This window comes from Pseudomonas zanjanensis, assembly GCF_014268745.2.
In the GTDB taxonomy this organism is placed as follows: domain Bacteria; phylum Pseudomonadota; class Gammaproteobacteria; order Pseudomonadales; family Pseudomonadaceae; genus Aquipseudomonas; species Aquipseudomonas zanjanensis.
In genome coordinates, this window is the sequence record NZ_JABWRB020000010.1 from 1 (window position 1) to 14,462 (window position 14,462).

Genomic DNA, 14,462 nt, shown 5'->3' on the forward strand with positions numbered 1-14,462 from the left:
GTAGCTCCCCCCACCACAGAACAGTGTCGCGGTTCAGGCCGGTTTGGCCCCATACCAGCGAGGCGTATACACCCAGTTTCCACCGGATGCACGCGGGAACACACAGGTGGTGGAGGAGCCGATCAGGACCATCGTGCGCATATCCACCTGCTCGGCGGTGAGCTGCCCCAGCGTAGTGACACGCAGGGTCTGGCCCGGGCGACCAATGTCGCGCCCCAACACCACCGGCGTCTGCGGTGTGCGGTGCTGGCCGACGATCTCCAGCGCGCGCCCCAATTGCCAGGGGCGCGCACGGGAAATCGGGTTGTAGAAGGCCAGCGCCAGATCGGCTTCGGCAGCCAGGTCCAGGCGTTTTTCAATGATCGACCAAGGCTTGAGATTGTCCGACAGCGACATCACGCAGAAGTCATGCCCCAACGGCGCACCGGCCTGGGCGGCGGTGGCGAGGGATGCGGACACGCCCGGCAGGATTTCCAGTTCAACTTGGTGCCAGGCCGGATCGCTGGACTCGTGCAACGCTTCGAGCACCGCTGCCGCCATGGCGAACACACCCGGGTCACCGGACGACACGACGATCACCGAACGGCCTTGCGCAGCCAACTCAAAGGCGTGTCGGGCGCGCTGCATTTCTTCGCGGTTGTCGGTGCAGTGCAGCACTTGATCAGCGCGAAACGGGCCGGCCATGCGTACATAGGTTTCGTAACCCAGCACATCGGTGGCCCGCGCCAACTCGGCTTTCACCGCCGGCACCATCAACTCGGCAGCGCCCGGCCCCAGGCCGATCACCGCCAGGCGTCCGCGCGGACGACCGATTTGGGCCACATCCAAGGGTTGAGCGGCAACGGCGATGGCCAGGTTGTCCGTCGTCGAAACAACGGTCGCGCCCGGTACCGAACTGCGGGCCAAGGTGGCGGCATCGCCCGTTGCAGCCACAAAGCGCAGCGCCACCCCAAATTCCAGCGCCGCTTCACGCAAGACCGTGCTGGCCATCAGCGTATCCGCCGCCACCAGGCACGCCAGGCTCCGAAGCGCCACGTTCGCTTGCTGCAAAGCGGCACGAACGGCGCCCGGCAGGTCAGCCAACTCGGCGCTCACCACCACCGCGACACTGCGCGGATAAATCAGCAGTTCGTGAGTGCTCGCCTCACGCTCGGCATGGCCGACGTGGATCGTGCGCCGCGCCTGCGGGTCTTGCGGCAACTGCGCCTGATCCAGCCACGGCGCCGCGCCTTCGATGCGCACCGGCTCACCCGCCAGCAGGTCGGAGACGAAGCGCTTGCCCTGCTCCAGGTCGCCGAGGCTGTAGCCGCTCGGCGGATTGAGCAGGCAAGTGCCGAAACGCAATTCGCCGCTGGTGGTAATGGCCGGCGCGACCCGCAGGGTTGCCGCGATGTCCCGGGCCATGTCATTCACCCCGCCCAGGCCGCCCAGCAACGGCACCACGGCGCTGCCATCCTCGGCCACCGCCAGCACCGGCGGCTCGGCGCCTTTTTCCAGCAACAGCGGCGCCAGGGTACGGATGACAATGCCCGCGGCGCACAGGGCGATGATCGGTGTGTCCTGTTGGTAGAGTTCGCGCAACGTCGCGCCAAATTCCAGGTACTGCCGATCGCCCTCGACCCGCCCGGCCAAGCCGTGGATCAGGGCGTCGGGGTAGCGCTGCTGGATCCGTCGAGCCGTCGCCAGGCTGCCGGCGCCGAGGATGACGATGGCCGGCGTCTTGGCGGCCATCAACCCTGCCACCGTTCGCCCGGCACGATGATCAGCGAGAAGTACGGCGAAGACATCGGCTCGACGTCATCCAACGGCACGATTTTCTGGTTGGCCATGGTCGCGCGCTCGACGTACAGCGCCCGCCCGTCCATGCCCAGTTCCTGGAGCACTTGGCGAACCTTGGGGAAATTGCGTCCCAGCTTCATGATCACCGCCGCATCCGCGTCGGCGAGGCGACGCTTGAGATCATCGTGAGGCAGGACGCCCGAGAGCACCGACAGGCTCTGGTTGCGATAGACCAGCGGCGCACCGAGCACCGAGGCTGCGCCGAGCATCGAGCACACGCCGGGGATGACTTGGGCCTCATAACGCTCGGCCAGGCGATCGTGCAGGTACATGTAGGAACCGTAGAAGAACGGGTCGCCCTCACAGATCACCGCCACGTCGCGACCGGCGTCCAGGTGCACGGCCAACTGCTCGGCGGCGGTGTCGTAGAAATCGGCGATCACCTGTTCATAGGACAGCGGCGCCGGCAGCACCTCGGTGGTGACCGGGTAGACCAGCGGCAGCAATGTCTGCGCGTCCTGCAAATGCGCCTCGATGATGCCGAAGGCGTTGCCTTTCTTGCCCTTGGCGACGAAGTACGCCACCACGGGCGATTCGCGCAGCAGGCGCAGGGCCTTGACCGTAATCAGTTCCGGGTCACCGGGGCCCACGCCCAGGCCGATCAGACGTCCAGGCTGCTGCATCATTCAACCTCCGTAGCGAGGGCGTTGACGGCGGCGGCGGCCATGGCGCTGCCGCCCAGGCGGCCTTGCATGATCACGAAGGGCACGCCCCGGCTGTTGGCCGCGAGCATTGCCTTGGACTCGGCGGCACCCACGAAGCCCACCGGAAAACCGAGGATCAAAGCCGGTTTCGGCGCGCCGGCGTCGAGCATTTCCAACAGGTAAAACAGCGCGGTCGGCGCGTTGCCGATGACCACGACGCTGCCTTCCAGGTGCGGACGCCACAACTCCAGCGCCGCCGCCGAACGGGTGTTGCCCAGTTCCAGGGCCAAGGCCGGCACGCTCTCGTCGCGCAAGGTGCAGATCACCGGATTGTTGGCCGGCAGGCGAGCGCGGGTCACGCCTTCGGAGACCATCCGCGCATCGCACAGGATCGACGCACCGGCGGCCAGCGCCTGACGCCCGGCCGTGCCCGCGCCCTCGGAAAACTGCAGGCCATCGATGGCCTCGACCATGCCGCAGGCGTGGATCACCCGCACCGCGAGTTTCTCCAGATCGGCCGGAATGCGCGCCAGGTTGGCTTCGGCGCGGATAATCGCGAAGGAGTTGCGATAGATCTCCTGACCGTCGCGGATGTAATCAAGCATCAAGGGGGCTCCGGGGATGAGCGTCGAGCCATTGGCCGAGCGCGTCAATAGTCAGATTGTGGGCTTGCAACGCGCCGAAACCTGGCAGCGCGGCATCACGAAAATACAGGTCGTAGCGACCGGGGGCGACCGCCAGCAAGGTGACGGGCGCGATATGGGCTGCCGCGCAGGAACGCGGGCAGCCGGACAGATGGACTTTCAGGGTCTGGCCCTGGCGTTGCAGCAGCTCGGCCAATTGACGAGCATCGGCCTTGGTGTCGGCCAGGGCTTTGCCGCAGCCACTGGAACCGGTGCAGGCGATGAGCTGCGCCAGGGGTTGGTCGACCGACACCAACAGGCCCAGCGTTTGGAGCCGCGCCAGGACTTCTTCGGCATCCTCGACACACACGTTGGGCACCAACAGGCTTTGCCAGGGCGTGAAACGAAGGCTGCCGTCGCCCTTCTTCCGCGCCAGTTGCGCCGCCCCCCGCAGCATGACCGCATCGAGCCGCCCCAGGGGCACCGCCGCGCCGACGTAGACGCGATCGTCGTGCTGGGAATGGATACCGATGTGCAGTTCGTCGATAGGCTCGTCCCGCTGCCAATCCAGGCAAGCTTGCAGCGGCACGCGGCAGGCCAATCGGGTCATGAATTCATCGTTGGGGATTTCAGCCAACAAGTGACGCATGCGGATCTGGTCCGGGCGGGCCAGGTCGAGGAACAGCTCCAGCACCGCCACCACCAAGGCATGCCCCTGGGCCAGGGGCACCCTGCCCGCCGGTTTATCCAATGGGGAACCGGCCAAGCCGAAGGCCAGCCAGGGCTCGCCATCAAGGACCAAGGCCGACAACCACAGGTCGTGGTGATGTTCGAGCATTGCCAGCGCCTCTCCACCGTCCAGTTGTACGGCGAACTTGGCCGACAGTTCGGGGAAGCGTTCGTGGGTTTGCAGGGTGATGAGGATCTGCTCGGCCAACGGGCGGGTGTCGAAGAGCATCTGCCGGTCGATCCCAGCCGCGGGGCTGAGCATCAGGTTGCGCACGTCATCGCCAGACGGTTTGCGAGGACCAAGCCCGGCGGCCAGCAATGGCTGGATCAGCGCGTCGTGCCCGGGGCCGATCCCGCGGATCTGCAGGTTGGCCCGGTTGGTCGCCTCGATCACGCCCCCGGCGAACCGCTCGGCCACCAAGGCCACGACGTCAGCCTGATCCGCCTGGATGGAACCGCCATCGAGCTTGATCCGACAGATCCCCCCGTCCAACGCCTGGACGACACGCAGCAACCCCGGGCAACCGGAGGGGCGGATGACGTTGGAGGATGGACGTTCGTTCAAGGGCAGACCGGCAGCTGAGAAACGCCACATTGGCGAAGGTGCGCCATTATGCCTGCTTTGCCGGTGGTCATGAAAAGCTTGCCTGTCGGATTGAGGCGAGATTGCTCAAGAACACGGGTTGCCTGATCCAATGATGTTATCTGTATCGCCGCCTTCGCGAGCAGGCTCGCTCCCACAGTTTTGGATCGGGGTGTTCACAAATTCTGTGTTCACCCCCAGATCCCTGTGGGAGCGAGCCTGCTCGCGATAGCGGTCTGTCTGAAAAAGCGATGTTGAATGGACCGCCGCCTTCGCGAGCAAGCCCGCTCCCACAGTTTTGGCCAGGCTGTTCACAAATTCTGCGTTCACCCCCAGATCCCTGTGGGAGCGAGCCTGCTCGCGATAGCGGTCTGTCTGAAAAAGTGACGTTGGATGGACCGCCGCCTTCGCGAGCAGGCTCGCTCCCACAGTTTTGGATCGGGGTGTTCACAAATTCTGTGTTCACCCCCAGATCCCTGTGGGAGCGAGCCTGCTCGCGATAGCGGTCTGTCTGAAAAAGTGATGTTGAATGGACCGCCGCCTTCGCGAGCAAGCCCGCTCCCACAGTTTTGGATCGGGGTGTTCACAAATTCTGTGTTCAACTCCAGATCCCTGTGGGAGCGAGCCTGCTCGCGATAGCGGTCTGAAAAAGTGATGTTGAATGGACCGCCGCCTTCGCGAGCAAGCCCGCTCCCACAGTTTTGGATCGGGGTGTTCACAAATTCTGTGTTCACCCCCAAATCCCTGTGGGAGCGAGCCTGCTCGCGATAGCGGTCTGTCTGAAAAAGTGACGTTGGATGGACCGCCGCCTTCGCGAGCAGGCTCGCTCCCACAGTTTTGGCCAGGCTGTCCCCCGCAGATTCTATGTTCACCCCAAATTCCTGTGGGAGCGGGCTTGCTCGCGAAGGCGGTCTCGCAGCCACAATGATGTTGCGCCAGGCGCCTGATCCGCCGGGGCGCGGTATGATGGCGGCCCGGTTCGCGGCGGCGACACGCCTGTCGATCAACCCAACTATTCGAGGAACAGAGATGACCCCCTGGCTGACCGTAGTGGGCATCGGTGAAGACGGCTTCAAGGGCCTGGGCCGAACGGCTCGCCATGCCTTGCTGCGAGCATCGCGGATCCTGGGCAGCCCTCGCCAGTTGGAGCTGTTGCCCCTGTGTATCCGCGGCGAGCGGGAGCTGTGGCCTAGCCCGTTTTCCCTGGAGCCGCTGCTCGCTCGGCAGGGCGAACCGGTGTGCGTGCTGGCCAGCGGCGATCCGATGTTCTATGGCGTGGGCGCCAGCCTGGCGAAACAGGTGCCGAGCGACCAGATGCTGGTCATCCCCGCGCCATCCTCCTGTTCACTGGCCGCGGCGCGCATGGGCTGGCCGTTGCAGGAAGTGGTCACGCTGTCGCTGGTGGCGCGTCCCCTGGCGGCGCTCAATGGGCATTTATCCACAGGCGTCAGGCTGTTGCTGCTGAGCAACGACCGCCACAGCCCCGCCGCCGTGGCGAGCTTACTTCGCGAGCGGGGCTTCGGCCCAAGCGCCATGACGGTGCTGGAACACTTGGGCGGCACGGCAGAACGACGGATCGAAAGCACTGCGACACAATGGTCCGACACCACCGTCGCCGACCTGAACCTGATCGCCGTCGAATGCCGGGGCGAACCGTCGACACCGCGCCTGTCACGCCTGGCCGGTTTGCCGGACACCGCGTTCGAACATGACGGCCAGTTGACCAAACGCGACGTGCGCGCCATCACCCTCGCCCGCCTCGCCCCCACACCCGGCGAGCTGCTCTGGGACGTCGGCGCCGGCAGCGGCTCCATCGGCATCGAATGGATGCGCACCCACCCCAGTTGCCGGGCCCTGGCCATCGAAGCCGACGAAGGCCGGCAAGGCTTGATCGAACGCAACCGCGACACCCTCGGCGTACCCGGTCTGCAACTGGTTCGCGGCAGCGCCCCGCTGGCGCTGGAGAGCCTGGAGCGACCAGACGCGGTGTTCATCGGCGGCGGCGTCACCCGCGAAGGCGTGCTCGACGCCTGCTGGGCCCAACTCAAGCCCGGCGGTCGGCTGGTCGCCAATGCCGTGACCCTGCAAAGCGAAATGACCTTGATGCACTGGCGCGAACGTCATGGCGGTGAACTGACCCGCATCCACATCGCCCAGGCCCAACCCTTGGGCGAGTTCGACACCTGGCGCCAGGCCTTGCCGATCACCTTGCTCGACCTGGTCAAACCTCTCGATGCGTGACGAAACCGCCGAACAACCCGCCCCCCTGCGCAGCGGCCTGACCACCGGCAGTTGCGCCACCGCCACCAGCCTGGCGGCGGCCCGATTACTGCTGCGCGGCACCGAAGCCGACGCGGTGGAGATCGTGCTGCCCAAGGGCAAGCAGGTGCAGATGCGCCTGGAGTTCTGCCGGCTGACCGAACAAGGCGCCGAAGCCGGGACGATCAAGGACGCCGGCGATGACCCGGACGTGACCCACGGCGCCCTGTTGTTTTCCCAGGTGCGCTTGATCGCCGAACCCGGCGTGCGTTTCATCGCCGGTCGCGGCGTCGGCACGGTGACGCGCCCCGGGTTGGTGCTGGGCGTCGGTGAGCCGGCGATCAACCCGGTGCCGCGCAAAATGATCAACGATCACCTGGGTCGCTTGGCCGAAGAATGCGGTTATGCCGGAGGTTTCGAAGTCACGGTCAATGTCGAGGGCGGCGAAGCCCTGGCGTTGAAAACCATGAATCCGCGATTGGGCATCCTCGGCGGCCTGTCGATCCTTGGCACCAGCGGCATCGTCCGGCCGTTCTCTTGCGCGGCCTACATTGCCTCGATCCACCAGGGCATCGACGTGGCGAAAACCAACGGCTACCTGCACATCGCCGCCTGCACCGGCAATGCTAGCGAAGACACGATGCGCCGGGTCTACAACCTGCCGGAAATCGCCCTGATCGAAATGGGCGACTTCGTCGGCGCCGTGCTCAAGCATGTGCGCAAGGTGCCGGTGGAAAAACTCAGCCTCTGCGGCGGCTTTGGCAAGATCAGCAAACTCGCCGCCGGCCACATGGACCTGCACAGCCGCCATTCGAGCATCGACCTGCCACAACTGGCCGAATGGGCGGCTGCCATCGGTGCCGATGAGATGTTGCAGCAAGGCATTCGAGAAGCCAACACCAGCCAACAGGCCCTGGCGATGGCCAGCGCCGCCGGCATCGCCTTGGGCGATGCGGTGTGCGAACACGCGCTGGCCTTCGCCCGCAGCGTGGTGCCGGCCCAGGTCCAGGTCGAAGTCTTCGCCATCGACCGCCAGGGTGGGATTGTCGGTCACGCCGGAGCTCTGCCATGAAGAGCTCTGCCATGAAGAGCCCTGCCATGAAGAGCCTTGTTATGAAACGCATCCTGCTGCTCGGCGGCGTCACCGAAGCCCTGGCCATCGCCCGCACCCTCGGCCCCCAGCACATCTACAGCCTGGCCGGCATCGGCCGCGTCCCCACCGACCTGACCTGCCAGGTGCGCGTCGGCGGCTACGGCGGCGCCGAAGGGCTGGCGCACTTCATCCGCGCCGAGGGCATCGACCTGCTGCTGGACGCCACCCACCCCTACGCCGCCCAGATCAGCCACAACGCTGCCCACGCGGCCCGTGCCTGCGCCATCCCCTGCTGGGCCCTGCGCCGCCCGGCCTGGCAACCCCAGGCCGGCGATGACTGGCGCGAAGTGGCCGACTGGGCTGAACTGATCCAGGCCCTGAAACCCTTCCATCGCCCCCTCTTCACCCTCGGCCGTGAACCGCTGCAACACCTGCATGAAATTCCGCCAGAGCAATTCTGGACCTTGCGGGCGCTGGACGTTTACCCCGGTAATGAGCGCTGCGAAGTGATTGGGGCCCGTGGTCCTTTTCATATCGAGGGCGAGCGTGAATTGTTCGAACGGCGGCGGATCGATGTGCTTGTGAGCAAGAACAGCGGTAGCACGGCGACTGAACCGAAGCTGGAGGTGGCGCGGGAACGGAGGTTGCCGGTGTTGGTGTTGAAGCGGCCGGTGCTGGCGGGGGTGGATCGGGAGTTTGGGACGGTGGATGAGGTGTTGCAGGGGCTGCGGCAGTTGGTCTGACAGAAAACTGCACCGTCCTACAAGCCTGTCCTGTCAGAACTACGTCAGCAGGCTACATCACCTTGCGTCGCTGCCTACAACTACGCCAGAATCCGCCGGCTTGTGCGCCTTGGAGGCCCTCGGTAACTTGATTCCCGTCACTGCCCTTCAGTGATCGGGTTTAGTCGCCCGAGGTTTTCAGCGGGTTCACAAGCTTCGTCAGTCAGGTATTTCATCCCTGCACTTGATGGTGGTTGTGCGCAGGGCGCCTTCGGGCGCGCCGGTAATGCTGGACTCCCCGGTCGACTAACCTGCGCACAGCCGCCGCCCTGTGGCGAGGGAGCTTGCTCCCGCTGGGCTGCGCAGCAGCCCCAAAAAAGCGGACGCGATATTCCTGACACACAGCAATGTCCGATTTTAGGGCCGCTCCGCGCCCCAGCGGGAGCAAGCTCCCTCGCCACAAAAGCACTCATTCGAAGATCTGTTGCTACTGTTAACACAAGCCCTGCGACCCTACACCGCACGTGGCTTTTTTACTTCTCAACCCTGATCAGGCTAAATACCGCCACCTGATCGCCCAACCGAGCGGATTGCCCCATGTCCCGACAACGGCTTGCATTTGCCTGGATCGCCTGCTTCGCAGTGCTGTTCAACATGCTTGCCATGCCGCTTTCCAACAGCGGTGGCGCGACTGCTGATGCACCAGCCGAGCAGCTGTTGTGGGGCAGTTTCTGCTCATCCAGCGGCACGAGAATGGTGGCGATTTCCCTGGGCAAGCTCGAACAGGGCACGCCGCAACAGGACAGTCATTCAACGATGCAGCATTGCTGGTGCTGCTCAGGTTCCCCGCCGTTGGTGGCGCTCGCCGGGCATGTCCCGCAGTTGTATCTGGATGCTCAACTGGCCCATCGTGCCGCCACCCATTCGAAACTCGACAGCCCTACCCCGCGCCAGCAATGGCCCAGCCTGAACCCTCGCGCCTCGCCTCTGGCCTGATTCTTCCCGCATAAACCTGCGCCCTGAATCGTTCCGGAGATTTTCCATGTTGAACAAACTTATCCTGCTGGCCGCCCTGCTGCTTCCCGTCGGCATCGCCCAAGCTCACCAATACAAGGCGGGCGAGCTTGAGATCGCTCATCCGTGGTCCCAAGAGTTGCCACCCAACGCGCCTACTGTTGCCGCATATTTCGTGATTCACAACAGCGGCACGACCGCGGACAAACTGCTCAGCGTCGACTCGCCCATCGCCGGCAAAGCCGAGCTCCATGAGCATGTGATGCAAAACGACCTGATGAAAATGCAACCGGTGCCCGTCGTGAATATCGCCCCCGGTGCGACCGTCACCTTCGCGCCGATGGCGTATCACGTAATGCTGCTGGACCTGAAAGACCGCAGCCTGCTCAGCGACGGCAAACGCTTCCCCATGACCCTGCATTTCGAAAAAGCCGGGGATGTCACGGTGGATGTCGCGGTGCAGAAAAAAGCACCCGACGGCACCAAGACGCATAAGCACGGCCAGTAAGACGTAGCCGCCCATGCAACCTCGTCGCGCCAGCCTGTCCAGGCACCGCCGTCAGCCCCTGAACCTGACACGCGGCAGCTGGATCAGCCTGTTCGCCATGCTGATGATCTTTATCGGTCCGCTGATTTCCCAGTCGATGCCGATGGATCAGCGCATGTCTTCGTCCATGCCTGTGTCCATGAGTATGGACATGGAGATGGGCATGGACATGGCGGCGCACGAAGCGCCCGCAGCCGAACATTGCCCGCCCCAGAGCGAGCACCATGCGCTGTGGGAAAAGTGCGGCTATTGCAGCCTGTTGTTCAACTGCCCCGCGCTGCCGGGCGGTCACACCTTCGCCGCTTTCGACACCCCGCACTTCAACACCTACACCAGCCTGTCCACACGCCTGGGCCATGCCCGGCTCGCGTTCTTCCCGGGTGCCCGCACCCGCGCACCACCCTTCCCAGCGTAGCTCCCGACACTTACTCAACCGGTCGCAAAAGATAGCCCCAGGCTGCCCGACCGTGTCGTCTACGTCTGTTCGATGGAATCATCATGTCCAGGTTTTCTGCCGGCATCGCGTTGGGCTCTGCCCAGGTTCGCTGCCCCCTGAACGAGCCACGGGTTCGTTCGCGCCAAACCATTGCCGCACTGTGCGGCCTGCTGCTCACCCCGTTCGCGCTGGCCGATGAGCACGAGCATCACGACCATCCGGTCGAAGAACTCAGCCCGACGGTCATCACCGCCGTCGCCCCCAGCTCGCCGCTGACCGTCGTCACCAATCCCAAGGACCCGCGCCAACCGGTGCCGGCCAGCGATGGCGGCGATTACCTCAAGACCATTCCCGGCTTCGCCCTGGTGCGCAACGGCGGCACCAATGGCGACCCGGTGTTGCGCGGCATGTTCGGCTCACGGCTGAACATCCTCACCAACGGCAGCATGCTGTTGGGTGCTTGCCCAGGCCGGATGGACGCGCCGACGTCCTACATCTCGCCGGAAACCTATGACACGCTCACCGTCATCAAAGGCCCGCAAACCGTGCTCTGGGGCCCCGGCGCATCGGCCGGGACCGTGCTGTTCGAGCGCGAGCCGGAGCAGTTCGGCGAGCTGGGCACCCGGGTCAATGCCAGTGTGCTGGCCGGCTCCAACGGCCGTTTCGACAAGGTGGTGGATGCCGCCGCCGGTGGGCCCCTGGGTTATGTGCGGGTGATCGGCAACACCGCCCATTCGGACGATTACCGCGACGGCAATAACGACACCGTGCCGTCGCGCTATGACAAATGGAATGGCGACGTCGCCCTCGGCTGGACGCCGGACGCCGATACCCTGCTGGAGCTGACGGCCGGCAAGGGTGACGGTGAAGCGCGCTACGCCGGGCGCGGCATGGACGGTTCGCAGTTCAAGCGCGAAAGCCTCGGGCTGCGTTTCGAGCGTTCGAACATCGGCGAGGTGTTGGATAAAGTCGAAGCCCAGGTCTACTACAACTACGCCGACCACGTGATGGACAACTACACGCTGCGCACGCCGTCCGGCACCGGGATGATGGCCGGGCCCATGGCCTCCAATGTCGACCGTCGCACCCTCGGCGCGCGCATCAAGGCCACTTGGCGCTGGGCCGATGTGCAATTGATCAGCGGCCTGGACGCCCAGACCAACGAGCATCGCCAACGCAGCAGCATGGGCGTGGACACCTACAAGGACCTGCCGTACACCAAGGACGCCGACTTCCACAATTACGGGGTGTTCGGCGAACTGACCTGGTACGCCGCCGACCGCGACCGAGTGATCACCGGCGCCCGGCTCGATCGCGCCTCGGCCAAGGATTACCGCCAGAGCATCGGTTCCGGCATGTCGGCCCGTCCCAATCCTACTGCCGATGACACCCGCGCCGACACGCTGCCCAGCGGTTTCGTCCGCTACGAGCACGACCTGGACGACAGCCCCGCCACCCTCTACGCAGGCATCGGTCACGCGCAACGGTTCCCGGATTACTGGGAGCTGTTCTCGCCGAACGCCGGCCCGAGCGGTTCGCTGAATGCTTTCGACGCGATCAAGCCGGAGAAAACCACCCAGCTCGACTTCGGCCTGCAGTACAAGACCGAAACCCTCGAAGCCTGGGCATCGGGATACGTCGGGCAGGTACGCGACTACATCCTGTTCGACTACACGCCGGGGATGATGGGCACCACTTCCCGGGCCGAGAACATCGACGCACGGATCATGGGCGGTGAACTGGGCGCGGCCTACAAGCTCACCAAGCGCTGGAAAGCCGACGCCACCCTGGCCTACGCCTGGGGCAAGAACAGCAGCGACGGCAGCCCCCTGGCGCAGATGCCGCCGCTGGACGCACGCCTGGGCCTGACCTACAGCGAAGACCGCTGGAGCGCCGGAGCCTTGTGGCGGGTGGTGGCCGCGCAGCACCGGGTCGATGAAAACAAGGGCAACGTGGTGGGCAAGGACTACGGCAAAAGCTCGGGGTTCGGGGTCTTCTCCCTCAACGGCGCCTACCGCATCAACCCGCACTGGAAGGTCAGCAGTGGCGTCGACAACCTGTTCGGCAAAGCCTACGCCGAGCACTTGAACCTGGCCGGCAACGCCGGGTTCGGCTACCCGGCGAGCGACCCCCAGGCCATCAACGAACCGGGGCGTACGCTCTGGACGAAGGTGGATATGAGTTTCTGACAACACAGGCAAGGCCTGACACCTGACCTTGTGGCGAGGGAGCTTGCTCCCGCTCGGTTGCGTAGCAACCGCAAAAAGCCAGGGACTGCTGCGCAGTCCAGCGGGAGCAAGCTCCCTCGCCACGGAGTCTGTGTTTAAGGCTCCCTGCTTATCGGTTGCCTGGCAACCGCACAACATAACAACCCAATTTGCCCTGCGGAGCGCTTTCTGATGAGCCAACCGAAACCGAATTTCTACAACCTGGCCTGGCGCTGGCATTTTTATGCCGGGCTGTTCGTGGCGCCGTTCATGGTGATGCTGGCCCTGACCGGGATCATTTACCTGTTCAAGCCGCAACTCGACCCATTGATGTACGGCAGCCTGCTGAACGTGCCGGCCGGGCATCACGCCCTGGCGGCGGACGACCTGCTCAAGCAGGTCCGCCAGGCTTACCCCGAAGGTCAGGTCAAGCAGTACCTGCCACCGGTCAACGCCGAGCGCAGCGCGCAGTTCGTGGTGATCGACCAGGGCCGGGAGTTGAATGTGTTCATCGACCCGTACCACGGCGATGCCCTCGGCGAGCAGGATGCGAAAGACAATCTGCAAGCCATGGCCCGAGCGATCCACGGCGAGTTATTGATCGGCACGGTGGGTGACCGATTGGTGGAAATGGCCGCCGGCTGGGGCGTGGTGCTGGTGGTCTCCGGCCTCTACCTGTGGTGGCCGCGCGGGCAATCATCGGTGGGTGTGCTGTGGCCGCGCTGGAGCGCGCGCGGTCGGGTGTTCTGGCGCGACGTGCACGTTGTCGTCGGTTTCTGGGGCGCGGCATTCCTGCTGGTGATGCTGCTCAGCGGCATGACCTGGACCGGCTTCTGGGGCAAGCAGTACGCGGACCTCTGGAACCGCTTCCCGGCGGCGATGTGGAATGACGTGCCCAAGTCCGACATCGAAGCCGGCAGCCTCAACAACGCCCATCGCCAGACTGTGCCGTGGGCCATGGAAAACACGCCGATGCCGATGTCTGGCGACCATGCCGAGCACATGGCCCACGGCAGCATGCACGAGGGTCCCGCCGCCCCGGCCGTCAGCCTGCAAGCGGTGCAGGATATCGCCACCGAGCGCAAGGTCGAGCCTGGCTACAGCATCACGCTTCCAACGACCGCCTCGGGCGTGTTCACCATCGCCGTGTTCGCCGATGACCCGCGCAACGATGCGACCCTGCACGTGGATCAATACACCGGCAAGGTCCTGGCCGATGTGCGCTGGGAACACTACGGCATCGTGGCCCGCGCCACCGAGACCGGCGTAATGCTGCACGAAGGCAAGATGTTCGGCCCGCTGAACCAGATTCTCGTGCTGCTGGTTTGCCTGATGATCCTGCTCAGCGCGGTGAGTGGCCTGGTGATCTGGTGGAAGCGCCGGCCCCAGGGCAAGTTCGGCGTGCCGCCACTGCGCCACGACCTGCCGACCTGGAAGACCGGGGTGTTGATCATGTTGTCCCTGGCGCTGGTGTTCCCGTTGGTGGGCGCTTCGCTGGTGGTGGTGTGGGCGCTGGATCGCCTCGTCACCCGGCTCAATCGCCAGCCTGAGATTGCCTCATCTTCAAACTGAAGCCAGTGCGTTAACGGAAGGTGGCGCGAAACCTCTACAATCGTGCTCGCTTTCCAAACCACGAACACAGTTAAAACTGTGGGAGCGGGCTTGCTCGCGAATGCGGTGTGTCAGACACATGAATGTTGACTGACACACCGCATTCGCGAGCAAGCCCGCTCCCACAATGAGACTGTGTTCCATACCAAATGCCG

General features: G+C 64.6%; 12 protein-coding genes. 8 read left to right on the top strand and 4 right to left on the bottom strand.

Annotated elements, in window-relative coordinates:
- Nucleotides 1-33 precede the first annotated feature (33 nt).
- From cobJ to cobG, 4 genes are read right to left on the bottom strand one after another with little or no spacing between them, the layout of a single operon-like run.
- The gene (cobJ, locus tag HU715_RS26490; RefSeq protein ID WP_186707745.1) at nucleotides 34-1,731 is read right to left on the bottom strand and encodes a precorrin-3B C(17)-methyltransferase; all 1,698 of its coding nucleotides are present in this window, start codon (nucleotides 1,729-1,731) and stop codon (nucleotides 34-36) included.
- The gene (locus HU715_RS26495) at nucleotides 1,731-2,462 is read right to left on the bottom strand and encodes a precorrin-2 C(20)-methyltransferase (protein ID WP_186707861.1); all 732 of its coding nucleotides are present in this window, start codon (nucleotides 2,460-2,462) and stop codon (nucleotides 1,731-1,733) included. Before HU715_RS26495 ends, cobJ begins: the two co-directional genes overlap by 1 nt.
- The gene (locus HU715_RS26500; RefSeq protein ID WP_186707747.1) at nucleotides 2,462-3,088 is read right to left on the bottom strand and encodes a precorrin-8X methylmutase; all 627 of its coding nucleotides are present in this window, start codon (nucleotides 3,086-3,088) and stop codon (nucleotides 2,462-2,464) included. The genes HU715_RS26495 and HU715_RS26500 overlap by 1 nt, the downstream gene beginning before the upstream one ends.
- On the bottom strand, nucleotides 3,081-4,400 hold the full coding sequence (gene cobG, locus HU715_RS26505; protein WP_275957412.1) for a precorrin-3B synthase: 1,320 nt from the start codon (nucleotides 4,398-4,400) through the stop codon (nucleotides 3,081-3,083). The genes HU715_RS26500 and cobG overlap by 8 nt, the downstream gene beginning before the upstream one ends.
- A 1,047-nt stretch (nucleotides 4,401-5,447) precedes the next feature.
- Between cobG and cbiE the strand changes: the two genes are divergently transcribed.
- From cbiE to HU715_RS26545, 8 genes are all read left to right on the top strand, one after another.
- Nucleotides 5,448-6,659, top strand: coding sequence for a precorrin-6y C5,15-methyltransferase (decarboxylating) subunit CbiE (gene cbiE, locus HU715_RS26510; RefSeq protein WP_186707751.1), 1,212 nt, complete (start codon nucleotides 5,448-5,450; stop codon nucleotides 6,657-6,659).
- Nucleotides 6,652-7,749, top strand: coding sequence for a cobalt-precorrin-5B (C(1))-methyltransferase (locus HU715_RS26515; protein WP_186707753.1), 1,098 nt, complete (start codon nucleotides 6,652-6,654; stop codon nucleotides 7,747-7,749). The genes cbiE and HU715_RS26515 overlap by 8 nt, the downstream gene beginning before the upstream one ends.
- Before the next feature lie 41 nt (nucleotides 7,750-7,790).
- Nucleotides 7,791-8,513, top strand: a complete 723-nt coding sequence (locus tag HU715_RS26520; RefSeq protein WP_186707862.1) for a cobalt-precorrin-6A reductase — start codon at nucleotides 7,791-7,793, stop codon at nucleotides 8,511-8,513.
- A gap of 576 nt (nucleotides 8,514-9,089) precedes the next feature.
- Nucleotides 9,090-9,488 (top strand): DUF2946 domain-containing protein, encoded by a 399-nt coding sequence (locus tag HU715_RS26525; RefSeq protein ID WP_186707755.1) that lies wholly within the window; start codon nucleotides 9,090-9,092, stop codon nucleotides 9,486-9,488.
- Nucleotides 9,489-9,534: 46 nt separating this feature from the next.
- Nucleotides 9,535-10,014, top strand: coding sequence for a copper chaperone PCu(A)C (locus HU715_RS26530; RefSeq protein ID WP_186707757.1), 480 nt, complete (start codon nucleotides 9,535-9,537; stop codon nucleotides 10,012-10,014).
- Between the two features lie 13 nt (nucleotides 10,015-10,027).
- A complete protein-coding gene (locus HU715_RS26535) occupies nucleotides 10,028-10,468 on the top strand; it encodes a DUF2946 domain-containing protein (protein WP_186707759.1) in 441 nt (146 codons plus the stop codon).
- Nucleotides 10,469-10,551: 83 nt separating this feature from the next.
- Nucleotides 10,552-12,678: a TonB-dependent copper receptor gene (locus HU715_RS26540; protein ID WP_186707761.1), complete on the top strand. Its 2,127-nt coding sequence runs from the start codon at nucleotides 10,552-10,554 to the stop codon at nucleotides 12,676-12,678.
- A 210-nt stretch (nucleotides 12,679-12,888) separates the two neighbouring features.
- On the top strand, nucleotides 12,889-14,268 hold the full coding sequence (locus HU715_RS26545; RefSeq protein WP_186707763.1) for a PepSY-associated TM helix domain-containing protein: 1,380 nt from the start codon (nucleotides 12,889-12,891) through the stop codon (nucleotides 14,266-14,268).
- Nucleotides 14,269-14,462: the final 194 nt, after the last annotated feature.

Coding starts and splice junctions, on each gene's coding strand:
- HU715_RS26535 (WP_186707759.1), top strand. CDS start 10,028: ATGCAACCTCGTCGCGCCAGCCTGTCCAGGCACCGCCGTCAGCCCCTG.
- HU715_RS26530 (WP_186707757.1), top strand. CDS start 9,535: ATGTTGAACAAACTTATCCTGCTGGCCGCCCTGCTGCTTCCCGTCGGC.
- cobJ (WP_186707745.1), bottom strand. CDS start 1,731: ATGGCCGCCAAGACGCCGGCCATCGTCATCCTCGGCGCCGGCAGCCTG.
- HU715_RS26500 (WP_186707747.1), bottom strand. CDS start 3,088: ATGCTTGATTACATCCGCGACGGTCAGGAGATCTATCGCAACTCCTTC.
- HU715_RS26525 (WP_186707755.1), top strand. CDS start 9,090: ATGTCCCGACAACGGCTTGCATTTGCCTGGATCGCCTGCTTCGCAGTG.
- HU715_RS26545 (WP_186707763.1), top strand. CDS start 12,889: ATGAGCCAACCGAAACCGAATTTCTACAACCTGGCCTGGCGCTGGCAT.
- HU715_RS26515 (WP_186707753.1), top strand. CDS start 6,652: ATGCGTGACGAAACCGCCGAACAACCCGCCCCCCTGCGCAGCGGCCTG.
- HU715_RS26520 (WP_186707862.1), top strand. CDS start 7,791: ATGAAACGCATCCTGCTGCTCGGCGGCGTCACCGAAGCCCTGGCCATC.
- HU715_RS26540 (WP_186707761.1), top strand. CDS start 10,552: ATGTCCAGGTTTTCTGCCGGCATCGCGTTGGGCTCTGCCCAGGTTCGC.
- cbiE (WP_186707751.1), top strand. CDS start 5,448: ATGACCCCCTGGCTGACCGTAGTGGGCATCGGTGAAGACGGCTTCAAG.
- HU715_RS26495 (WP_186707861.1), bottom strand. CDS start 2,462: ATGCAGCAGCCTGGACGTCTGATCGGCCTGGGCGTGGGCCCCGGTGAC.